This window comes from Sphingomonas sp. BL-S-30 (assembly GCF_055521475.1).
On the sequence record NZ_CM145481.1, the window covers coordinates 1,939,892 to 1,962,414 of the forward strand.

At 66.0% G+C, this 22,523-nt stretch carries 19 protein-coding genes; 11 read left to right on the forward strand and 8 right to left on the reverse strand.

Annotated elements, in window-relative coordinates:
• Positions 1 to 9: 9 nt before the first annotated feature.
• Genes rodA through ACZ1I5_RS08920 form a run of 5 tightly spaced genes read right to left on the reverse strand, consistent with a single transcriptional unit; the run spans position 10 to position 5,684 of the window.
• A complete protein-coding gene (rodA, locus tag ACZ1I5_RS08900) occupies positions 10 to 1,122 on the reverse strand; it encodes a rod shape-determining protein RodA (protein WP_465173335.1) in 1,113 nt (370 codons plus the stop codon).
• Positions 1,119 to 3,206 (reverse strand): penicillin-binding protein 2, encoded by a 2,088-nt coding sequence (mrdA, locus tag ACZ1I5_RS08905; RefSeq protein ID WP_465173336.1) that lies wholly within the window; start codon positions 3,204 to 3,206, stop codon positions 1,119 to 1,121. Before mrdA ends, rodA begins: the two co-directional genes overlap by 4 nt.
• Entirely contained in the window at positions 3,203 to 3,715 is a 513-nt protein-coding gene (mreD, locus tag ACZ1I5_RS08910; RefSeq protein ID WP_465173337.1) for a rod shape-determining protein MreD, read from the reverse strand. The genes mrdA and mreD overlap by 4 nt, the downstream gene beginning before the upstream one ends.
• Positions 3,712 to 4,581 (reverse strand): rod shape-determining protein MreC, encoded by an 870-nt coding sequence (mreC, locus tag ACZ1I5_RS08915; protein WP_465173338.1) that lies wholly within the window; start codon positions 4,579 to 4,581, stop codon positions 3,712 to 3,714. Before mreC ends, mreD begins: the two co-directional genes overlap by 4 nt.
• A gap of 56 nt (positions 4,582 to 4,637) precedes the next feature.
• A complete protein-coding gene (locus tag ACZ1I5_RS08920) occupies positions 4,638 to 5,684 on the reverse strand; it encodes a rod shape-determining protein (protein WP_465173339.1) in 1,047 nt (348 codons plus the stop codon).
• A gap of 158 nt (positions 5,685 to 5,842) precedes the next feature.
• Between ACZ1I5_RS08920 and mutL the strand changes: the two genes are divergently transcribed.
• The 6 genes from mutL to ACZ1I5_RS08950 all read left to right on the forward strand — a co-directional run bounded on the left by mutL (position 5,843) and on the right by ACZ1I5_RS08950 (position 14,224).
• A complete protein-coding gene (gene mutL, locus ACZ1I5_RS08925) occupies positions 5,843 to 7,615 on the forward strand; it encodes a DNA mismatch repair endonuclease MutL (protein ID WP_465173340.1) in 1,773 nt (590 codons plus the stop codon).
• Between the two features lie 608 nt (positions 7,616 to 8,223).
• A complete protein-coding gene (smpB, locus tag ACZ1I5_RS08930; RefSeq protein WP_372854156.1) occupies positions 8,224 to 8,706 on the forward strand; it encodes an SsrA-binding protein SmpB in 483 nt (160 codons plus the stop codon).
• A 46-nt stretch (positions 8,707 to 8,752) separates the two neighbouring features.
• Positions 8,753 to 9,262: a DUF2062 domain-containing protein gene (locus ACZ1I5_RS08935; RefSeq protein WP_465173930.1), complete on the forward strand. Its 510-nt coding sequence runs from the start codon at positions 8,753 to 8,755 to the stop codon at positions 9,260 to 9,262.
• An 84-nt stretch (positions 9,263 to 9,346) separates the two neighbouring features.
• A complete protein-coding gene (locus tag ACZ1I5_RS08940) occupies positions 9,347 to 11,395 on the forward strand; it encodes a M13 family metallopeptidase (RefSeq protein ID WP_465173341.1) in 2,049 nt (682 codons plus the stop codon).
• Positions 11,396 to 11,436: 41 nt separating this feature from the next.
• Positions 11,437 to 13,833 carry a hybrid sensor histidine kinase/response regulator gene (locus ACZ1I5_RS08945; RefSeq protein WP_465173342.1) on the forward strand — a complete coding sequence of 799 codons (2,397 nt, stop codon included), beginning with the start codon at positions 11,437 to 11,439 and terminating at the stop codon, positions 13,831 to 13,833.
• Positions 13,834 to 13,870: 37 nt separating this feature from the next.
• Positions 13,871 to 14,224, forward strand: a complete 354-nt coding sequence (locus tag ACZ1I5_RS08950; RefSeq protein WP_465173343.1) for a response regulator — start codon at positions 13,871 to 13,873, stop codon at positions 14,222 to 14,224.
• A gap of 128 nt (positions 14,225 to 14,352) precedes the next feature.
• Here the strand turns inward: ACZ1I5_RS08950 and ACZ1I5_RS08955 are convergent, their stop codons facing one another.
• Positions 14,353 to 14,868 (reverse strand): phosphoribosyltransferase, encoded by a 516-nt coding sequence (locus tag ACZ1I5_RS08955; RefSeq protein WP_465173344.1) that lies wholly within the window; start codon positions 14,866 to 14,868, stop codon positions 14,353 to 14,355.
• Complete coding sequence (locus tag ACZ1I5_RS08960; protein ID WP_465173345.1) at positions 14,865 to 15,875, reverse strand: adenosine deaminase; 1,011 nt, start codon at positions 15,873 to 15,875, stop codon at positions 14,865 to 14,867. Before ACZ1I5_RS08960 ends, ACZ1I5_RS08955 begins: the two co-directional genes overlap by 4 nt.
• 133 nt (positions 15,876 to 16,008) lie before the next feature.
• Between ACZ1I5_RS08960 and ACZ1I5_RS08965 the strand changes: the two genes are divergently transcribed.
• From ACZ1I5_RS08965 to ACZ1I5_RS08980, 4 genes are all read left to right on the forward strand, one after another.
• Positions 16,009 to 16,458, forward strand: coding sequence for a hypothetical protein (locus ACZ1I5_RS08965; RefSeq protein WP_465173346.1), 450 nt, complete (start codon positions 16,009 to 16,011; stop codon positions 16,456 to 16,458).
• Positions 16,459 to 16,574: 116 nt separating this feature from the next.
• Positions 16,575 to 17,669 carry a recombinase RecA gene (gene recA, locus ACZ1I5_RS08970; protein ID WP_465173347.1) on the forward strand — a complete coding sequence of 365 codons (1,095 nt, stop codon included), beginning with the start codon at positions 16,575 to 16,577 and terminating at the stop codon, positions 17,667 to 17,669.
• Positions 17,670 to 17,883: 214 nt separating this feature from the next.
• Positions 17,884 to 18,717: a class I SAM-dependent methyltransferase gene (locus tag ACZ1I5_RS08975; RefSeq protein ID WP_465173348.1), complete on the forward strand. Its 834-nt coding sequence runs from the start codon at positions 17,884 to 17,886 to the stop codon at positions 18,715 to 18,717.
• Positions 18,718 to 18,730: 13 nt separating this feature from the next.
• Positions 18,731 to 19,363, forward strand: coding sequence for a glutathione S-transferase family protein (locus tag ACZ1I5_RS08980; RefSeq protein WP_465173349.1), 633 nt, complete (start codon positions 18,731 to 18,733; stop codon positions 19,361 to 19,363).
• Positions 19,364 to 19,731: 368 nt separating this feature from the next.
• Here the strand turns inward: ACZ1I5_RS08980 and ACZ1I5_RS08985 are convergent, their stop codons facing one another.
• Positions 19,732 to 21,024, reverse strand: a complete 1,293-nt coding sequence (locus ACZ1I5_RS08985) for a dicarboxylate/amino acid:cation symporter (RefSeq protein ID WP_465173350.1) — start codon at positions 21,022 to 21,024, stop codon at positions 19,732 to 19,734.
• Between the two features lie 133 nt (positions 21,025 to 21,157).
• Here ACZ1I5_RS08985 and ACZ1I5_RS08990 point away from each other — a divergent pair, with 133 nt between their 5' ends.
• On the forward strand, positions 21,158 to 22,378 hold the full coding sequence (locus ACZ1I5_RS08990; protein ID WP_465173931.1) for a M24 family metallopeptidase: 1,221 nt from the start codon (positions 21,158 to 21,160) through the stop codon (positions 22,376 to 22,378).
• The last annotated feature ends 145 nt before the right edge of the window (positions 22,379 to 22,523 follow it).

Sequence of the window (22,523 nt, forward strand, 5' to 3'; positions counted from 1 at the left end):
GCCGGTTCGCTACCAGCGCACCGTCTGGCGGTTCTGGCGATCGATCGACATCAGGAATCCGATGCACAGCATGATGGTCATCTGCGACGATCCGCCGAAGCTGATCAGCGGCAGGGGAACCCCCACCACCGGCGCCAGGCCCATCACCATCGCCATGTTGATGGCGACATAGAAGAAGATCGTGGTGGCGATGCCCGCCGCGGAGAGCCGGCCGAAACGAGTCTGCGCGCGCAGGGCGACCGACACGCCCCATTGAATGATGATCATGAAGGCGACGATCAGCAGGACCCCGCCGATCAGGCCCCATTCCTCCATCATCGTCGCCAGCGCGAAATCGGTATGACCTTCAGGCAGATAGTCGAGATGGCTCTGGGTACCATTGAGGAAACCCTTGCCGAAGATGCCGCCGGATCCGATCGCGATCTTCGACTGGCTGATATGATAGCCGATACCCAGCGGATCGCTTTCCGGATCGAGGAAGACGAGGATGCGGTTGCGCTGATAGCCGTGCAGAACGAAGTTCACGGCGAGCGGGATCGCAGCGCCCAGCGCCAGCGCGCCGCCGATGAACAGGCGCAGGGGCACGCCGGCGAGGAACATCACCGTCGCGCCGCCGACGGTGATCATGAGGGCGGTGCCGAGATCTGGTTGCTTCATGACCAAAGCGGCCGGGATCAGGATCAATACCGCCGCCGGCCAGATCGCTGAAAAGCGCCGTGTCTCGTTGGGAGGCAGCGCGTGATAGAAACGCGCGGTCGCGAGCACGATGAACACTTTCATCAACTCGGACGGCTGCAGGCGGATGATGCCGAGGTCCAGCCAGCGCTGCCCGCCGCCGCGCACCGCGCCGATCAGCTCGACAAGGACAAGCATGACGATCAGGCTCACATAGGCCGGGATCGCCAGCGCCTGCCAGGCCGATTCGCGCACGCGCGACAATGCGACGGCGCCGGCGAGAAAGACGAAGAAACGGATGCCCTGGATCAGCGCCCAGGGACGCAGGTTGCCCCCGGCGGCCGAATACATCACCAGCAACCCGAACACGCCGATCGCCAGGACCAAAAGGATGATCTTCCACGGAAGCTGCGCGAGCGGCGCCGGAACGAAGCTCAGGCCGCTCACCGGTCGCTCTCCGTCGAGCCGGTCTGGGCGATGCCGTCACCGCGCATGGTCGCGTTGGCGATGGCATCGGCGCTCGCATCGGCGGCACTGGTCGCGGCCTCCACCGCGGGCGCATCCGTCGGCGCGGTAGCGTTCATTTCCGTTTGTGCAGCGACAATAGGAGTCGGCGCGTTGGCGGCGGCGCGATACTCCGCCGCCTGCGCTGCCATCCGGGTCTTGATATCACCGCCCCAGGTCGGTTCGACCTCCGTCAGAGCAGCCAGGGCGCGATCCCGGTCGAACAAATAGGTCATGATGTCCCGCCCGATCAGTGGCGTATCCAGGTTGCGGATGATGTGACCATTATGTTCAAGCACCACGGCAGCCGCGTAGCGCGGGTTGTCCGCAGGTGCGAAGCACACGAACAATGCATGGTCGCGCAGCTTGAAGGGCAGAGCGCCATTTTTCAGGACGCCCGAACTGCGCTCCGCCATCGTGATGCGACGAACCTGGGCCGTGCCGGTTTTTGCGGCCAGCGTAATGCCGGGGACCTGCATGCGGGATGCTCCGCCGGTTCCGCCCTCGTTGACCACGCCGTACATCGCGTTTCGCACGAGTGCGAGATTGTCGGGCGATACGGGCAGGGGCTGGGCCCCGTGATGAACATGGTTGGCGAGGATACTCGGCATCAACGCCCGGCCGGAGGCTATGCGCGAGGCCATCACCGCCAGCTGCAGCGGATTGGCGAGGACATAGCCCTGACCGATCGAGGCATTGAGCGAATCCGCGACCGTCCAGGCCTGCTTGTACCGGCGCAGCTTCCACGTCGGATCGGGCATGGTGCCATATCGCTGCGTGGAAAAGGGCAGGTCGAATTTCTGTCCGAGGCCAACGGTCCGCGCGATCGGTGCGATCTTGTCATACCCGAGCCGGCGCGCCATTTCGTAGAAATAGATGTCGCAGCTCTGCATGACGGCATGTTTCATGTCGAGCGCGCCATGGCCGCTGCGCTTGTGGCAATGGAAAATGCCGTTGCCCACCCGCAAGGCGCCGCCACAGCTCACGCGGTCGTCGGGGTGCACACCTGCCTCGAGCAGCGCCAGCGCGTTCATCGGCTTGACGGTGGAGCCGGGCGGATAGAGCCCCTGCAGCACCTTGTTCATCAGTGGAACATGATCGTCCTCGGACAGCATCTTCCATTCCAGGTGGCTGATCCCGTCGGAAAAATTGTTCGGGTCATAGGCCGGCATCGACACCATCGCGAGAATCTCGCCATTCTGGCAATCAATCACGACCGCCGAGCCGGAATTGGTTCCGAGGCGGCGCGCGGCATATTCCTGCAGGCCGGCATCGATCGTCAGGCGCGCCGTCGTGCCGGGTTCGTCCGGCTTGGTCGCCAGTTCGCGCACCAGCTTGCCGCGCGCCGTTACCTCGACTCGCTTGGCGCCCGGCTTGCCGCGCAGGCCCTGCTCCAGCGTCTTTTCCAGGCCGTCCTTGCCCAGCTTGAAGCCGGGCGTGACCATCAGCGGGTCCTTGACCTTCTGATATTGTTCCGCCGAGGCGGCGCCGACATAGCCGGTCAGGTGCGCGACCGCCGCCCCCGCAGGATAGCTGCGCGCAAAGCCTCGGGACGGCGCGACACCGGGCAATTCCGGCAGACGAACGCTGATCGCCGAGAATTTTTCCAGATCGAGATTCTCGGAAACCTGGACCGGCTGGAAGCCCGCCGCATGTTTCAGGTCGGTCCGGATGCGGTCCAGCTCTTCGGGGGGGAGATTGAGGATCTGGCTGAGCAGCCCGAGCGTCTTTTCCTTGTCCTCGAGCCGATCCGGGATGATGTCGACGCGGAAATCGGTGCGGTTGTTGGCGATCGGCACGCCATTGCGGTCGACGATCCAGCCGCGCCGGGGCGGGACCAGGGTCATGTTCACCCGGTTGCTCTCGGACAACAGGCTGTAATGCTCGTTCTCGGCAACCGCGAGCCAGCTCATGCGGCCGGCGAGCAGCAGCCCCACGGCTGCCTGGCCGGCGCCCAGCACGAGCGCGCGGCGCGAGAAGCTGTAGGTCTGCGTCGCCTCGGTGATCACGCGCGTTGGCCGGTTCATTCCGCCCCGCGCTTGCGATCAAGCCAGGCGCAGAATCGCGCAACCAGAGGGAAGAGCATCGTCGAGATCACGATCTGGAGTAATAGCACGGTATCGACATGCGCGCCGATAGGAGACGCGACGAGCCGGCCCACGATGAGGCAGAAACCGATCGAGCCGGTCGCGATCAGCCAGTCCTGCCAGAAGTCGCGGAACACCAGCCGCTGGTCGATCAGGTCGATCATGAAGAAGCACAGGGTCCAGAGCAGCATCGCGTTGCCGAGCGGCTGGCCGCTGACCAGATCGTCGAAAAAGCCGAGCGGCAGGGGCGCCCAGATGCGGAACACATCCGGGCGGCTCAGCCGCCAGCCAAGCAGCATCATCAGGCCGAGCGGCGGCAGAACCGGAAAGGTCGCGACGAACGGCCAGGTGGTCGCCAGCGAGCCGAGCAGCACTGACACCGGCGGCAGGAGCCGTGCGGCCGCGGGCGGAGGCGCGGCGTCGAACGGGCCGCGGCTGGGCTGCCTCATGGTGCCGGCGCGGCCGCTGGGACAGTGACCGGCAGGAATGCCTGCTGGACGAGCGCGAAATCGAGCGTGTCGGGATGCGCGAAGGTCCGGGCCAGCGCCGTATCCCGGGCACGCTTCAGCACGCGCGCCACCGGGATATTGGGCGAGTAGATCCCGCCGATGCCCGAGGTCACGAAGATGTCGCCCGGTTCGAAGCCGACATTGGCGACGGACGCCGAGCGGATGTCGAGCAATCCGTCGCCGCGACCGGCGGCGAGCGCGGGCAGGCCGTCGCGCGTCCGGCGTACCGGCACGATGCTTTCCGGATCGGACAGGAGAAGGATGCGCGCGGTGTTGGGCCCGGTCTCGAGAATGCGACCGATCAGGCCCTCCGGGCCGCGTACCGGCTGACCGGCCTTCACGCCCTGCCAGGAACCAGCGTTGAGCACGGCGAAACGGCGTGTGCTCGAGGCCGAGGAACTGACCAGACGCGCCGCCACCACCGGATCGGCCGATCGCTCCCGCAGCTGAAGCAGCGCCTGCAGGCGGCGATTGTCGTAGGACAAAGTGCGCGCGCGCATCAGCAAGGCGCGGTTATCGGCCAGTTCCTTGCGGAGCTGCTCATTCTGTTTGCGCACGCCGATATAGTCCGACACCGATGCCGGTATGGAGGCAATGCCGCGCCCGATCGCCGCGGTGCCCGACGAGACGGGAGTCGTCACCTCCGCCACGGTCGCGCGAAACGCCGCGAATCTGGCCGGATCGAAGGTCGCGAACGCCAGCAGTGCCGCGGCCACGAGGGCGCCCGCGGCGGTCAGGACATATCCCAGAAACAGGCTGTATTGCGCCCGCCGCGAGAAACCGGGCCGGTTACGAGACGGCGCCATATTGCCCCTCATCGAAGGTCCGGAGCGCCCATCGGCACCGGCGCTTCACCATCTGATCAGGCGCTGTGCAGCACACCGCGGAACATCGGGTCCTCGAGCGCGCGGCCGGTGCCGAGCGCAACGCAGGTCAACGGATCGTCCGCGATCGTCACGGGCAGGCCGGTTTCGTCGCGCAGCACCTCGTCGATGCCCTTGAGCAGCGCGCCGCCGCCGGTGAGCACGATGCCCTGGTCGACGATGTCCGCCGCCAGCTCCGGCGCGGTGTTCTCCAGCGCGATGCGCACGCCCTCGACGATCTGGCCGACCGGTTCCGAGAGCGCTTCCGCGATCTGGCCCTGGTTGATCTGGATTTCCTTGGGCACGCCATTGACCAGGTCGCGGCCCTTGACGTGGATGGTCAGGCCGATGCCGTCGGGCGGCGGCTTTGCCACGCCGACCTCCTGCTTGATGCGCTCCGCGGTCGAATCGCCGATCAGGAGGTTGTGGTTGCGGCGGACATAGGAGACGATCGCCTCGTCCATCTTGTCGCCGCCGACACGCACCGAGGTGGTGTAGGCGAGGCCGCGCAGCGAGAGCACCGCGACTTCCGTCGTGCCGCCGCCGATATCGACGACCATCGAGCCGATCGGCTCGGTGACGGGCATGTCGGCACCGATCGCGGCCGCCATCGGCTCCTCGATCAGCCACACCTGCGAGGCGCCGGCGTTCGACGCGGCGTCGCGGATCGCGCGGCGCTCGACCGAGGTCGAGCCCGATGGCACGCAGATCACGATCTGCGGCCAGCGCATGAAGCGCCGCTGCCCGCCATGCACCTTGTGGATGAAGTGCTTGATCATCTGCTCGGCGACGTCGATGTCGGCGATGACGCCGTCGCGCAGCGGGCGGATCGCCTGAATGCTGTCGGGGGTCTTGCCCATCATCAGCTTGGCGTCGTCGCCGACCGCCTTGACGCGCTTGACGCCGTTGATCGTCTCCACCGCGACAACCGACGGCTCGTTCAGCACGATGCCGCGTCCGCGCAGATATACCACCGTGTTCGCCGTTCCGAGGTCGATCGCCATATCGTGCGACATGAGTCTGAAGAAACGCGAGAAGAAGCCCATTGATCGTTCCGTTCCAGGCCGGCCGCTATACGGTCCGGCAGTTCGCACTGTCGCTTCCCAACACCTGTTATGGCCCGGCCAGAGCTGGAAATTCCACGCTCTGTTTGCCGAGTAGATGCGGGTCGCGGGATGGCGTCGCTTGGGCTAGAGCTACACCCATGTCAATACGCCGACTGCCTGAACATCTCGTCAATCGTATCGCCGCCGGTGAAGTGGTGGAACGCCCCGCCAGCGCGTTGAAGGAGCTGGTCGAAAACGCCATCGATGCCGGCGCGCGCCGCATCGCGATTCGCCTCGTGAGCGGCGGCACCGACCTGATCGAGGTGACGGACGACGGATGCGGCATGAGCCCCGCCGACATGGCGCTCGCGCTGGAGCGGCACGCGACCTCCAAGCTGCCCGACGAAGCCATCGAGAACGTCGTGACGTTGGGATTTCGCGGCGAGGCGTTGCCCTCGATCGCAAGCGTCGCGCGCCTGACGCTGGAGAGCAGGGTGCGGGGTAGCGAAGGCTGGTCTCGCGCGGTGGACAATGGCGTGCTGGTATCGGAGGGGCCCGCCGCGATTCCTCCCGGCACGCGCGTGCGGGTCGAGGCATTGTTCGAGCGGGTGCCGGCGCGGCGCAAGTTCCTGCGCTCGGCGCGCTCCGAATATGCCGCGAACCTGGACGTGGTGCGCAGGCTCGCCATGGCGCGGCCGGATATCGCCTTCAGCCTGGAGCATGACGGGCGCCGCTCGCTGTCGGTGCCGGCGGGCGAGAGCCTGCCCGACCGGGTCGCCGCGCTGACTGACCGGGCGCTGATCGACAATGGCGTGCCGATCGATCTCGAGCGCGAGGGGTTGAAGCTGGGCGGGGTCGCCGGGCTGCCGACGTTCAACCGCGGCGTGGCGGATCATCAATATCTGTTCGTCAACGGCCGGCCGGTGAAGGACCGGCTGCTCGTCGGCGCGGTGCGCGGCGCCTATGCCGAGCTGCTCGCGCGCGACCGGCATGCCGTGGTCGCCCTGTTCCTCGAGGTGCCGGCCGACATGGTCGATGTGAACGTCCATCCGGCCAAGACCGAGGTGCGTTTCCGCGAGCCGGCAATGGTGCGCGGCATGATCGTCAGCGGCCTGAAACGCGCGCTCGACGAAGCGGGGCATCGCAGCGTGCAGCGGCCAAGCGAGACGGCGCTGGCGGCGTGGCAGCAAGAGCCGATGGCGCCCGCATCGCCGCAGCTCTGGGAAGACCGGCAATGGGACAGTCGGCCAACTTCCGGCCAGCACGCCGTATTCGACCGCCGCCCGGGCTTCATCGCCCCGCCGATGGCACGCGCCGAGCCGGCCTATGCGCCGCCACCCGAGACCATATCCTTCCCGCTCGGCGTGGCGCGGGGGCAGGTGGCCAAGACCTATATCGTCGCCGAGGCGGAGGACGGGCTGGTGCTGGTCGACCAGCATGCGGCGCATGAGCGGCTGGTGCTCGAGCGGATGCGCAAGGCGATGGCCAATGGCGGTGTCGTGGCCCAGGCGCTGCTGCTGCCCGAAGTGATCGAGCTGGACGAGCCGGCCTGCGACCGCCTCGAAGCGCGCGCCGCCGAGCTGACCGAATTCGGGCTCGATCTGGAGCGATTCGGCCCGCGCGCGATGCTGGTGCGCAGCGTTCCGGCGATGCTCGGGCAAAGCGACGTGACCGGCCTGGTCACCGATCTCGCCGACGAACTGGCCGCGTTCGACGAAGCGCTCAGCCTGAAGGAGCGGCTCGACCATGTCGCGGCGACCATGGCCTGCCACGGATCGGTGCGGGCAGGGCGCATCCTCTCGGTCACCGAGATGAACGCGCTGCTGCGCGAGATGGAGATCACGCCGCATTCGGGCCAGTGCAACCATGGCCGCCCGACCTGGGTGAAGCTGGCGCATGGCGATATCGAGAAGCTGTTCGGGCGGAAGTGAGGGCGCACGGACAGGCAGATGGATGATCCGCCGCGCGGCACCGTCGAGACGCCGTCCGGGCGGCCGTGACTCGTCGCTGTTATCGGCCCGGAACAGCGAAGAACAGGGAAGCGATTTTTTTCTGGCCTGGATTCAGGCGATTCGTTGGAGATATTAGCCATTACTATCAATAGGATAGTTGGATTTTCCCTGATAGTTGATAACAGGGAAAGGTGTCGCGCGGAACAGGGAAGGAGCGGGAGCATAACAGCGAAAGGGTCCACCTAATATGGGGCTGCCTGGTCGTGGCGGTTTGCGGCGTGAGGACGGTCATGAGCGTATGCTAAGTCGACGAGAGGAGAGGTTGAATCGAGGATAAAAAGCTTCGTATGGCGCTCGCCGGAGGGATGGTCTCCGAAGCCTGAGGTGAACCTGACCACCCCGTTCGCTCGCAATGGCTCGACCTGGATCCGTCGATTGAGGTCGAACGATCCGCCCCGGTGAGAGCGGGCCAGGGACTCATGGTCATCAGCTCTGTTGCCCGCACTGCAACAAAGTGACGGAAATACGACTCGGTCCGTGCCAACCGGCTTTCGTTCTCTGGATCAAACGCCTACATCGCCCGTCCCATGTCCCGCCCCAAGCCCCCTGTCTTCGAGAAAACCAAGATCGTCGCCGAGAACCGGCGGGCGCGGTTCGATTATGCCATCGACACCGTGTACGAGGCAGGCATCGCGCTGACCGGGACCGAAGTGAAGTCGCTGCGCAGCGGCACCGGGTCGATCGCCGAAAGCTATGCCGAGGTGAAGGACGGGCAGGTCTGGCTGATCAATTCCAACGTGCCGGAATTCAGCCATGGCAACCGCTTCAACCATGAACCGAAGCGTGCGCGCAAATTGCTGCTGCACGAGCGCGAGATCAACAAGATGCACGGCGCGGTGGCGCGCGAGGGCATGACCCTGGTGCCGCTGATGATCTATTTCAATTCAAAGGGTCGCGCGAAGGTGGAACTGGCCCTGGCCAAGGGCAAGAAGGATCACGACAAGCGCGCGACGATCAAGGAGCGCGACTGGAAGCGCGAGCAGGGAAGGATCATGCGTGATCGTGGCTGACAAGCCCGGCCTTTCGCAGCGCGTCGCCGACTGGTGGCAGCGCACCATGCCGACGCGCGAGAGCATGGAACAGAACCGGCTGTTGCGGCCGGTGGCGCACCGCGTGCTCGCGCCCGCGCTCTGGCGCTTCACCCGTCGCTCCGTGCCGCGCGGCGTGGCGCTCGGCATGGTCACGGGCATCCTGTTCCCGGTCGCGCAGATCGCCTTTTCGGCGGTGCTGGCGCTGCCGATCCGCGCCAATATCCCGGTCGCGGCGGCGATGACCTTCATCACCAACCCGTTCACCACGCCACCGCTCTGGGTCGCCGCCTATTGGATCGGCAAATGGGTGCTGCATCTCGACGCAAAGGTGCCGGGGGCACCGATCGCGACTCAGGTCGCGGCCAATTCGAGCTGGCTGCACTGGCTGCTCTCCACGGCGGGACCGGCGACCGTGGTCGGGCTGTTCATCATCACCCTGACTCTCTCTGTTCTCGGCTATGCCGTGGCGGCGCTTGGCTGGCGCTGGAGAGTCGCCCGGAAATGGCGCGCCCGCGCGCACGCTCGGCCGAAATAACGCACCGTTCGCTACCGCGAAATTGACTAGGCGTGTTATCGGGTTAGAACACGCGCGCATCCCTATTCCCGTCCAGGATGCTCCATGCACAGATCCGCCTTCACGATTTTCCTGCTCTCCGCCACGATGCTGGCGGGCCTGTCCGCCGCCAGCCCCGCGCCGCGCACGCCGGCCCCGGCCGACGCCGAGGCGCCCGCGGCCAAACCGGCCTTTGGCGATTTCGGCGTGGACGAGGCCGGCATGGACAGGACGAACCTGCCGGGCGACGATTTTTACGGCTATGTGAACGGCATCTGGGAGAAGAACACGCCGATCCCGGCGGACAAGGCCAATTACGGCGCGTTCGACGGGCTGCAGGACATGTCGCGCGAGCGCACGCATGACATCCTCGAGGCGGAGAAGGCGAGGGGCTCGAAAATCGGCGCCGCTTATGCCGCCTATCTCGACACCGCGGCGATCGAGGCGAAGGGCCTTGCGCCGATCAGGCCCTGGCTCGACCGGATCAAGGCGCTGAACTCCAGATCGGGCTATGCGAAGCTTGCCGCCGAGGCCGATATCAACGGCGTGCCCGTGCCGTTCGTCGCGGGCGTGGGCCAGGACGCCAAGGACCCCGACCATTATGCGCTGCAGATGCGGCAGGGCGGGCTGGCGCTGGACCGCGACTATTATCTCGCGACCGATGGCAAGCTCGCCGAGGCCAAGACGGCCTATCAGGCGCATATCGCCAGGATGTTCACGCTTGCCGGCGAACCCGATGCCGGGGCGCGGGCGAGGGCGATCGTCGAGTTCGAGACGGCGATCGCAAAGGTCAGCTGGAGCAACATCGACAATCGCGATGCCAACAAGACCTATAACAAGATGTCGGTCGCGAACCTGAAGAAGATCGCGCCCGGCTTCGACTTCGCGGCCTATTTCAAGGGCGTCGGCACGCCGGTCGACACGGTGATCGTGGCGCAGCCCACCGCCGTTGCCGGAATCGCGAAGCTGATCGGCGAGGCGCCGATCGGCGTGCTGCGCGACCAGCTGCTGCTGCGTTCGCTCGATGGTTATTCGGCGGTGCTGCCCAAGGCGTTCGACGACGAGCGTTTCGCGATGTTCGGCACGGTGATTTCGGGCACGCCGGAACAACCGGACCGCTGGAAGCGCGCGGTCGACCATGTCAGCGCGATCCTGACCGACGATGTCAGCAAGCTCTATGTCGCGAAATATTTCCCGCCCGAGACCAAGGCGGCGGCGGATGCGCTGGTGAAGAACATCATCGCGGCGATGAACGCGCGGATCGACAAGCTCGACTGGATGACGCCCGAGACCAAGGTCAAGGCGCATGCCAAGCTGGCCGCGTTCACGCCGAGGATCGGCTATCCGAGCCAGTGGCGGGATTATGCGGCGCTGAAGATCGTGCCCGGCGACGCCTTCGGCAATGCCCGGCGCGCCAACCAATGGGCGCATGCCTATAATGTCAGGAAGCTCGGCAAGCCGATCTATCGCTGGGAATGGGGCATGACCCCGATGACGGTGAACGCCCAGGCCAACCCGACGCTGGTCGCGATCACGTTTCCGGCGGCGATCCTGCAGCCGCCCTTCTTCGACCCCAAGGCCGATCCGGCGGTCAATTATGGCGGCATCGGCGCGGTGATCGGCCATGAGATGAGCCATCATTTCGACGACCAGGGCGCGAGCTTCGACCTGCACGGCCGACTGACCGAATGGTGGACGCCGCAGGATGTCGAGAATTTCAACAAGCGCACCGATGCGCTCGTCGCGGAATATGACGCCTATGAGCCGCTGCCGGGCATGAAGGTGAAGGGCAGGCTGACGCTGGGCGAGAACACCGCCGATCTCGCCGGGCTGAGCGCCGCCTATGACGCCTATCATGCCTCGCTGAACGGCAAGGCGGCGCCGGTCATCAACGGCTATACCGGCGACCAGCGATTCTATCTCGGCTGGGCGCAGGTGTGGCGGCGCAGCTACCGCGAGGCGGACATGCGCAACCGGCTGCTGACCGACCCCCATGCTCCTTCGCGGCAGCGGGCCTGGATCGTGCGCAATCTCGATCCCTGGTATGACGCGTTCAAGCCTGGGCCCGACCAGAAACTCTATCTGGCGCCGGAACAGCGCGTTCGTATCTGGTAAGCGGCTTGACGCGTCCCTGAGGGCGGCCAAAGAGAAACGGGATGGCCAGATTTCCTGTCTCTTCCACCGCGACGCGCGCGCCCGTGCTGGTCGCCGCGCTGCTGGCGGGTGCCTGCGGACTGGTCGCGGCGCTGCTGATTCTTGCCGTGGTCGGGAGCCTCGTGGCGGCCGCCGCCTTCCTTGCGACCTGCCTGGTGATCGTCGGCGCCCTGCTGCTGTTCAGCCGCCTTTTCCCATCCGCCGGGGGCGACACCGCCGAGCCCGACTGGAGCGTCGCGCGCGTGCTGGCGGCGAGCAGCCCCGATGCGGTCGCGATCACCGATCGCGCCGGGCGGCTGGTGTGCGCGAACGACCGATATGAAGACCTGTTCGGCGGGTTCCCGACGCCGCCGGCCGTTCCCGTGCACGAAACGGGAGTCAGCGACCTTGGCGCCGCCGGCCGCGCGGCCTGGCGCGACGGCAGCGCCTCGATCGACCGGCTGCTCGGGCGCGGCACCCCGCTCCGCGCGGAGATCGAGCGGGCAGGGGTGGACGACGATCTGCTCGTCTGGCGGTTCCGCGGGGTCGAGGCGCTCGACCTCGCGGCCACCGTCGAGAGCCTGATCGGCGGCCCGACCGGCGACCGGCTCGCGGCGGCCGGGGTCATGGCCGCGCTGATCGGCCCGGACGGCCGGATCCGCGCCGCCAATCGCGTGCTGCGCGCCCGCGCCATGGGCCATGAGGAAAATGTGGTGACCGGCCGCGACTTTGCGCGCTTCCTCATCACCGACAGTCATGGGCTGGTCCGGTTCGAGCGCGAGGGGCTGACCGGTAGCGCCCTGCGAGTGCTCCAGGTGCCGTTCCTCGACGGCGACGACGCGCCGATGCTGGTGGTCATGCTCGACGAGGAAAGCGGGGCGAGCGCACCAGCGATCGGCGCCAGCGCCAGCGCGCATGTGCGCAGCCTCGTCTCGCTGATGCCGTTCGGCATGGCGCTGGTCGACCGCGACGGCCGGTTCCTGCAGATGAACGATGCCTTTGCCCGCGCCGCCGCGGTCGACCCCGCCGCGCCGCCGCTCTACCCCGGCGACCTGCTGGTGCGCGAGGACAAGGGCGTCGTCGCCGATGCGATCCGGCGATTCGCGCACGGCGCGACTCATTCGACCGACCTCGCGGTCCGGCTGAAGGACCATCCGGAAGAGCCCGTCGCGCTGTCGATCGCGGGCGCGCGCGGGCTGGGCGATGCCGCGGTGCTGCTCAGCCTCAAGGACAATAGCGAGGAGACGCGGCTGAAGCGCGAGGTGGCGCAGGCGACGAAGATGCAGGCGGTCGGCCAGCTCGCCGGCGGCGTGGCGCATGATTTCAACAATATCCTGACCGCGATCCTGGGCCATTGCGACCTGATGCTGATGCGCCATTCGCCGGGCGACAGCGATTATGACGACATCCAGCAGATCCGCGCCAATTCGAATCGCGCGGCGAGCCTGACCCGCCAGCTGCTCGCCTTTTCGCGTCAGCAGACCCTGGTGCCGCAGGTGCTGCAGCTGCCCGACGTGATCTCCGAAGTGTCGCAACTGCTCAAGCGCCTGCTGGGCGAGACGGTGATCCTGACGGTGAAGCATGGCCGCAACCTGGGCCCAGTGCGGGCCGATCCGGGGCAGCTCGAGCAGGTCGTGGTCAATCTCGCGGTCAATGCGCGCGATGCGATGCTGGCCAAGGACCCGCGCGGCGGCGGCACGCTCACGATCCAGACCAAGGCGGTCAGCGCGACCGACGTGCGGCGGATGGGGTCGGACATCCTGCCGATCGCCGACTATATCGCGCTCGAGGTCGCCGATACCGGCGGCGGCATTCCCGTCGAGTATCTCCCCAAGATCTTCGAGCCCTTCTTCACCACCAAGGAAGTGGGCAAGGGCACCGGGCTCGGCCTGTCGACCGTCTATGGCATCGTCAAGCAATCGGGCGGCTATATCTTCGCCGACAACAAGGACCAGGGGGCGATCTTCACCATCTACCTCCCCGTCCATACCGCGTCTCAGCTGGCCAGGCCTAGCGTGCCCATGAAAAACCGGGACAAGCCGAGCGACTTGTGGGGCACGGGCACCGTCCTGCTGGTCGAGGACGAGGACATGGTGCGCGCGGTCGCCGAGCGGGCACTGGCGCGGCAGGGCTATACCGTGCTGACCGCGGAGAATGGCGAGGTCGCGCTCGACCTGCTGGAGCGGCACGACCGGCCCGACCTGCTCATCTCCGACGTGGTGATGCCGGTGATGGACGGGCCGACCATGGTCCGCCAGGTCCGCGCGCGCTATCCCGACCTGCCGATCCTGTTCATGTCGGGCTATGCCGAGGAGCAGCTGCGCAGGTCGATCGATCTCGACAATGTCTCGTTCCTGGCCAAACCCTTCTCGGTTCAACAGCTTGCCGAGGCCACGCGGGACGCGCTGGCAGCGAAATGACTTGGCGGGGACGGGTGCTGGCGATTAAGGAGCGGCGATGAGCGGTCCGCAGAATATTCTTGTCGTCGAGGACGAACCACTGATCGCGATGATGCTCGAGGATTTCCTCGACGTGCTTGGCAAGACCATGGCCGGCAGTGCCGACACGGTGGCCGACGCGCTGGCGGTGATCGAGGCGGGCGGCGTGGACGCGGCGATCCTCGACGTGAACCTGCGCGCCGGGGAGAAGAGCTGGCCGATCGCCGATGCGCTGACGGCGCGGGGTATTCCCTATGTCTTCGCGACCGGCGGATCGGCCGACAGCCTGGCCGACGCCTATCGCGACCGGCCGACCCTGCCCAAGCCCTTCACCATGGACGCGGTGTCCAAGGCACTGGACGCTCTCGGATAAACCTCGCCGGGGCGCGATTTCTCGCTCCGTTCGTGTCGAGCGACGTCGGGACACATTGGCTGGCGATGGGGCCGGTTTCTCGACGTCGCTCGAAACGAACGGGTTTGATACCGCCCGGGGATACGACTTCAGGCGATTCGTTCCGGCACTGCCGCGGCATCCTCGACCAGCGACTGGGCGGGGGCCACTGCCTCCCAGGGAAAGACGAACCAGTCCTTGTTCACCGTCCGGTCGATCGTCCGCGCGCGATAGTCGACCTTTTGCGCCGAGCTGACATTGTCGATCAGCGTGGCGAAGCGGATGCGGCCGGGCGCGGCGCCGGCCGCGCTCAGCACGTCGCGCAGATGGCTGATCGTGCGGCCCGAATCATTGATGTCGTCGAGGAACAGCAGCCGCTCGCCGCCTTGGGTACGGCGCGCCAGTTTCGCCAGCGGTTCGTCGGCGAAATCCTTCACCTGGCTCGAATAATCGACCGAGAGCATCGGCATGCCGGTCGCGTGGCTGAGATACACTGCCGGGGCAAGACCGCCGCGGCCGATGCCGATGATGAAATCGGGCTTCCAGTCGTCATCGGCCAGCAGGGCGGCGAGCGCGTGGACTGCGGCGACGAACTCGTCGTGCGGGATGTCGGTAAAGACGGTCATCGGCTGGCCTCCAGATAGGCGTCGAGGCTGGCGAGATGCGCCGCCACCGCATCGTCGGGCAGGAAGGAGCCGAGGAAGGAGTTGCGCGCGAGCATCGCGAGATCCTCCCGGTCGAGCCCGCGCGCTGCCGCCGCCGCGCGGTAATTGTCGGCGATGTAGCCGCCGAAATAGGCCGGATCGTCGGAATTGATCGTGGCGCGCAAGCCCGCCTTGAGCATCCGGTCGATCGGGTGGTTGGCCATGTCGTCGATCACGCAGAGCTTCAGGTTGGACAGCGGGCAGACCGTAAGGGTCATGCCGGTGCGCGCGAGGCGCGCGGTGAGCACCGGATCCTCCAGGCTGCGATTGCCATGGTCGAGCCGGTCGACATCGAGCAGGTCGAGCGCCTGATAGACATAATCGGGCGGGCCTTCCTCGCCGGCATGGGCGACGAGGCGCAGCCCCCTGGCGCGGGCGGCGGCGAAGACGCGGGCAAATTTCTCGGGCGGATGGCCGAGCTCGGACGAATCGAGCCCGACCGCGTCGATCCGGTCGAGCCAGGGCTCGGCCGCTTCCAGCGTGGCGAACGCCGCGTCCTCGTCGAGATGGCGCAGGAAGCTCAGGATCAGCTTCGTGGTCATGCCATGCCGGGCTTTCGCGGCGTCCATGCCCGCCAGCAGCCCTTCGATCACCGTGCCGAAGGCGATGCCGCGATCGGTGTGAGTCTGGGGATCGAACATGATCTCGGCATGGACGACGCCGTCCGCCGCGGCGCGGTCGAAATAGGCCGTGGCCAGGTCGCGGAAATCCTCCTGCGTCTGCAGCACGGCCGCGCCGGCATAATAGATGTCGAGGAAATCCTGCAGCCGGGAGAAACTGTACGCGGCGCGGACCTCCTCGACGCTGGCATAGGGAATGGCGATGCCGTTGCGCGTTGCGAGGGCGAACATCAGCTCGGGCTCGAGGCTGCCCTCGATATGGAGGTGGAGTTCCGCCTTGGGCAGGCCGGCGATGAAATCCTGGGTCATGACGCTTCATCGCGCGGCTTGTCGATCCCGGCAAGCCCGCTAGCATCAGACCGCAGGCCCCGTATGGCTAGTGGCGACGGCCCTGCAGTGGCAAAGTGGCGCCGGGGTGAGTTCTTCGGGATAGGGGATAATCATGATCTCTATGATGGCTATCACGATCGGGGCAGTAGTCGTTCCGACCGATGCAGTATCATCCTGCGCTCAAGAGATTCACGCCACCGCGACAGCTTCTCGCCTCCCCGACCTGCCACCGGAGATTCGCGATGACCTAGCCAGAATTTCAAACAATGAGATGGCCGAGAGCGGCTCGCCCATCCTGCAGACCGATGCTCCCAGCAAAGCGGACGCTAAACTACCTACCAGTCGCTTCATGCAGGCGATCCTGGTGAAAGACATGCCCTACGCCAAAGACATGTGGTTCGTGTCGTTCGAGGTGTCGATGAGCACGCCGCGTACTGTCGGTTACTATCGCAGCCAGTCGGGATACTACACGAGGGCGCAGTTATGGAATTTTGGTGGGCCGCCGTGTGAAGCGATCAAAGCCGCCCTAAAGGGGGTAACGTCTGCCGGATTCATTCGCTGAATCCTCCGACTGCAGAAAAATTTCGTTCCACTCTTGTTCTCCTGGAACAAACCATATACGGAGCTTCCAACACGCATTGAATGCGTGGCACGATCAGTCTAGCGACGGAGGCTCCTGTGGCGGCATCTTTGAAGGTCATCGACAACAAAATGGCAGTCTCCAACGACAAGGCGAGCTCCGAGCGCGCCAAGGCACTCGACGCGGCGCTCGCTCAGATCGATCGCGCATTCGGCAAGGGCTCGGCCATGCGGCTGGGCTCCAAGGAAACCATGCAGGTCGAGGCGATCTCGACCGGCTCGCTCGGGCTCGACATCGCGCTCGGCGTTGGCGGCCTGCCGCGCGGCCGCGTGATCGAGATCTACGGGCCGGAAAGCTCGGGCAAGACCACGCTCGCGCTCCACGTCATCGCCGAGGCACAGCGGAACGGCGGCACGGCGGCGTTCGTCGATGCCGAGCATGCGCTCGACCCGGTCTATGCCAAGAAGCTCGGCGTCAATATCGACGAGCTGATCGTGTCGCAGCCCGACACCGGCGAACAGGCGCTCGAGATCGTCGACACCCTGGTGCGGTCCAACGCGATCGACGTGCTGGTGGTCGATTCGGTCGCGGCTCTGGTGCCGCGCGCGGAAATCGAGGGCGAGATGGGCGACAGCCATGTCGGCCTTCAGGCCCGGCTGATGTCGCAGTCGCTGCGCAAGCTGACCGGCTCGATCAGCCGCTCGCGCTGCATGGTGATCTTCATCAACCAGCTGCGCATGAAGATCGGCGTGATGTACGGCAACCCGGAGACCACGACGGGCGGCAATGCGCTGAAATTCTACGCCTCGGTCCGTCTCGACATCCGTCGCACCGGGCAGATCAAGGACCGCGAGGAAATCATCGGCAACACCACCCGGGTGAAGGTCGTCAAGAACAAGGTCGCGCCGCCGTTCAAGCAGGTCGAATTCGACATCATGTACGGCCAGGGCATCTCCAAGATCGGCGAGATCCTCGATCTCGGCGTGAAGGCGGGGCTGGTCGAGAAGTCGGGCGCCTGGTTCTCCTACGACAGCGTGCGCATCGGCCAGGGCCGGGAGAATTCGAAGACCTTCCTCAAGGAAAACCCCGAAATGTCCAATCGCCTGGAAAAGGCGATCCGGGCCCGGACCGACAAGGTCGCCGAAGAGATGATGGCCGGCCCCGAGCCCGAGGACGATGACGGCGATCTCTGAGACCTGACTTCACGCGGCGTTTCCCCGTCGCAAAACCCGGAAAGGCCCGCCCGCGTCGGCGGGCCTTTCATATTGTGGGGCACGGGGTTTGGCCGGGGATTTCGGGTTGGGATTGAGGGCTGCGATTTCCCTTCGCCATGCTGGTTCGCCCGGCGGATGCGGGATAGAGCGGCCCCGGCGGGCCTTTGATCGCGCGAATGTGGAGACGGAAAGCATGACGAGCGCGAACGACTGGTCCGGCACGGTCGGCGATGTCTGGGCGGAGGAATGGCAGCGGACCGACCGCTGCCTCGCCGGGCTGGCGGCGCATCTCAACGCCGCGATCCTCGACATGGCGGCGTCGGGCAGCAAGACGATCGTCGATATCGGCTGCGGCGCCGGCGCTACCAGCCTGGCCGCGGCCGGGGCATTGCCGGAGCGGCAGGTAGTCGGGATCGACATCTCGCCCTCGCTGATCGCAATCGCCACCGAACGCGCGCGCGGCCTGGACAATCTCTCCTTCCGCTGCGGCCCGGCGGAGGATCATCTCGCCGGTCTCGCACCCGTAGATCTCATCGTCTCGCGCCACGGCGTGATGTTCTTCCCCGATCCCGTTACGGCCTTTGCGACCTTGCGCGAGGGGACGGAGCCCGGCGCCGGCCTGATCTTTTCCTGTTTCCGGGAAACGGCGCTCAACCCTTGGGCGACCGAGCTCGTCACCGCCGCCATCGGCGACATGCCGCCGGCGCCTGAGGGTTACGTGCCCGGCCCCTTCGCCTTTGCCGATCCGGATTTCGTCCGTGCCATGCTGGACGCGGCGGGATGGTCGCGGATCGAGGCCAGACCGGTCGATTTCGCCTATCGCGCCGGACAGGGGATCGATCCGCTCGCCGATGCGCTGAGCCTGTTGCAGCGGATCGGGCCGGCTGCGTCGCTGCTCCGCCAGGCGCCGGCCGGGGAGCGGGCGGCGATGCTGGGCCGGGTCGAGGCCGTCATCGCGCGTCACCGTTCCGGCGATGTCGTGGATTTCCCGGCCGCGGCGTGGTTATGGTCGGCACACAACAGATAAGAGAGGATCGCCCATGACGATCATCGTGCACCACCTCGAAAATTCCCGCTCGCAGCGCATCCTGTGGATGCTCGAGGAGCTCGGCATGCCTTATGAGGTCAGGCGGTACGAGCGGAACAAGCAGACCATGCTTGCCCCGCCCGAGCTGAAAAAGGTGCACCCGCTCGGCAAGTCGCCGGTGATCGAAGACAGCGACGACGGCCGGGTCATTGCCGAAACCGGCGCGATCATCGATTATCTGGTCGAGAAGGCCGACGGTCAGCTCGGCCCGCAGCCGCACCGCGATTCAGTACTCCGCTACCGCCAGTTCCTGCATTATGCGGAAGGATCGATGATGCCGCCCCTGCTGGTGAAGCTCGTCGTCAATCGCATCCCGTTCCTCGGCAAGAAGGTCGCGAAGCGCATCCAGCCGATGATCGACGTCCATCTCGACTATGTCGAATCCGAACTGGCCCAGCGTCCATGGTTCGCCGGCGAGGAAATCAGCGGCGCCGACATCATGATGAGCTTCCCGCTCGAAGCCGCGCGCAATCGTGCCGGGCTCGATGCCTCGCGCCCGCATACCATCGCCTGGCTCGACCGGATTCATGCGCGGCCGGCCTATCAGGCGGCGCTCGCGAAGGGCGGGCCTTACGCTTACGCCTGAGGCGAACTCGCTGGGATCGACCAATGCCGTTCGTCTCGAGTAGGGTTCGAGCTTGTCGAGAACCCGTACCGAGACTCATGTCCCTCGATACGCCATCTCGACAAGCTCGATAGCTACTCGGGACGAACGGTGATTGGGGAGCAGGCTTTAGAGCGGCGAGCGTAAAATCTGATCCGTTCGTCCTGAGTAGGGATCGAGGTGCCGAAGGCGTATCGAGAGCCCGTATCGAAGGACAGGTTGTCGCGCGGAACCTGTCCTTCGATACGCCCTCTCGATACGCCGCTGCGCGGCACCTCGATGGCTACTCAGGACGAACGGGCGGTGGTGGCTCTGATTTAATGCAAGCTACTCTAGGCGCTTGCGATGCCCTACAGCACGCCCTTTGACGGCGCATGCGGCGGTTCCACATCCGGCGGCTCGATTGGATCGAGGGTGCCCTCCCATTTCGCCACGACGCTCGCCGCGATCGCATTGCCGACGACGTTGGTGGCGGAGCGGCCCATGTCGAGGAAATGGTCGACCGCGAGGATCAGCAACAGGCCTGCTTCGGGGATCTTGAACAGCGACAGCGTCGCCGCGATTACCACCAGGCTCGCGCGCGGCACGCCGGCAATGCCCTTCGACGTGACCATCAGCACCAGCAGCATGGTGATCTGCTCGCCGATCGACAGATGGATGCCGTACGCCTGGGCGATGAACAGCGACGCGAAGGTCATGTACATCATCGAGCCGTCGAGGTTGAACGAATAGCCGAGCGGCAGGACGAAGCTGCCGATCTTGGGCGGCACGCCGAACCGGTCGAGCGCCTCCAGGGTGCGCGGATAGGCCGCCTCGGACGACGCCGTCGAGAAAGCGAGGATCAGCGGATCGCGGATATAGCGGACGAGGAGCGCGGTGCGCTTGCCGATGAACAGGAAACCGATCCCGATCAGCAGCAGCCAGAGCAGCACCAGCCCGATATAGAAAGTGAGAATAAAATAGCCGAGATCGGCGAGTACGCCCGGCCCGCGCTCGGCGAGCGTGCTGGCGACGGCCGCGAACACTGCGAAAGGGGCGAAGCGCATCACGTAATTGGTGATCTGCAGCATCACCGCGACCAGGCCTTCGAGCGCGCGGACGAGCGGCGCGGCCTTGTCGCCGACCGCGGTGATCGCGACGCCGACGAACACCGAGAAGACCACGATCTGGATGATCTCATTGGTCGACATCGCCTCGATCATCGACGACGGCACGACGTGCGTGACGAAGTCCTTCAGGTTGAAGGCGGTCTTCACGATGCCCGCATCCGCATTGGCGGGCGGGATCGGCAGGCCGAGGCCGACGCCCGGCTGGAGCAGGTTCACGAGGATCATGCCGAGCGTCAGCGACAACAGGCTGGCGCAGATGAACCAGGCGAGCGAGCGCAGCCCGACCCGGCCGAGCGCGCCGGTATCGCCCATATGCGCGATGCCGACGACGAGCGTGGAGAAGACGAGCGGCGCGATGATCATCTTGATCAGGCGCAGGAACAGCGTCGTGATGATCGAGAAATAGCCGGCGATCTTCTCGAGCGCCGCAGCGGAGGCGGGCGTGCCGTCGTCGATCGCGACATGCAGGCCCCAGCCGACGACCAGGCCAAGCACCAGGCCGATGATGATGTAGAGCGTAAGGCGCTTGGCCATGAAGATGTCCCCGGGAGATTTGCGCGGCAGGGAAGGGGATTGCGGCGGCGCGGTCAAGCGCCTTATGTCCGCGCGCAACAAACGGAAAGGGCGCCCCATGCGCGTGACGAAACGTGAACTGCTCGGCGGCGCGATGACGGGTCTTTCGTTGCTCGCGGTGCCGTCGATCCTGCGCGCGGCGGAACCCGATCTTTCCGCACTGAACGCCATTACCGGCGGGACTGCCCCGATCGGCGCCGACGAGCGCCGTGCGCGGATCGCCCGGGCGCAGGGGCTGATGAAGGCGAACGGCATCGGCGCGGTGCTGATCGAGCCGGGATCGTCGCTGATCTATTTCACCGGCGTGCGCTGGGGCCGCAGCGAGCGGCTGACCGCGGCCGTACTGCCGGTCGAGGGCGATCCGTGCATCGTTACGCCGTTCTTCGAGGAACCCTCGGTGCGCCAGACGCTCGGCGTGCCGGCCGAGGTTCGGGTATGGCAGGAGGATGAGGACCCGCTGGTGGTCGTCGCCGGCTTCCTGAAGGACCGCAAGCTGGCCACGCGCCCGATCGGCATTGAGGAGACCCTGCGCTATTTCGCGGTCAACGGCCTGGCCAGGGCACTGCCGGGCGCTAAACTCGTTTCCGCCAATCCGGTCGTGCGCGGCTGCCGCATGATCAAGACCGCGCCCGAGATCGCGCTGATGCAGGCCGCGACGGATGTGACGATCGCTGCCTATCGCTGGACTCATCCGCGAATCGAAAAGGGCATGAAGCCGGCCGATATCGGCGCGCTGATGAACGCCGCGACCGAAAAGCTGGGGGGTGACCCCGAATTCGCGCTGATCCTGATCGGCGAGGCGGCGGCCTATCCGCATGGCAGCCGCGCGCCGCAGGTGGTGGCCGACGGCCAGGTGGTGCTGATGGACTGCGGCTGCACGGTGCAGGGCTATCAGTCCGACGTCTCGCGCACCTTCGTCTTCGGCACCCCGAATGCCGAGCAGCGCACGGTGTGGGATCATGTCCATCAGGGGCAGGCGACGGCCTTTGCCGCGGCGAAGCTGGGCGCGCCGGCGGGCAGTGTCGATGACGCGGTGCGACGGCTCTACGAGAGCCTGGGCTATGGCCCGCGTTACAAGCTCCCCGGCCTCTCCCACCGCACCGGCCACGGCATCGGGCTGGACGGGCACGAGCCGGTCAACCTCGTCCATGGCGAGACGACGCCGCTCGCGCCCGGCATGTGCTTCTCGGACGAGCCGGGGCTTTACCTGCCGGGCAAGTTCGGGGTGCGGCTGGAGGATTGTTTCCACATGACCGAAGCCGGGCCGAAATGGTTCAGCGCGCCGCCGCCATCGATCGAGCGGCCGTTCGGGTAGGCTCAGGTTCAGCCGGAGCGCGATTTCTATCCTTCCGTTCGTTTCGAGCGAAGTCGAGAAACCGTAATCAGCTTTTGCGGTTTGTTTCTCGACTTCGCTCGAAACGAACGAGGGAGGTGGCTCTGGCACGTTTTAGCGAATGGAT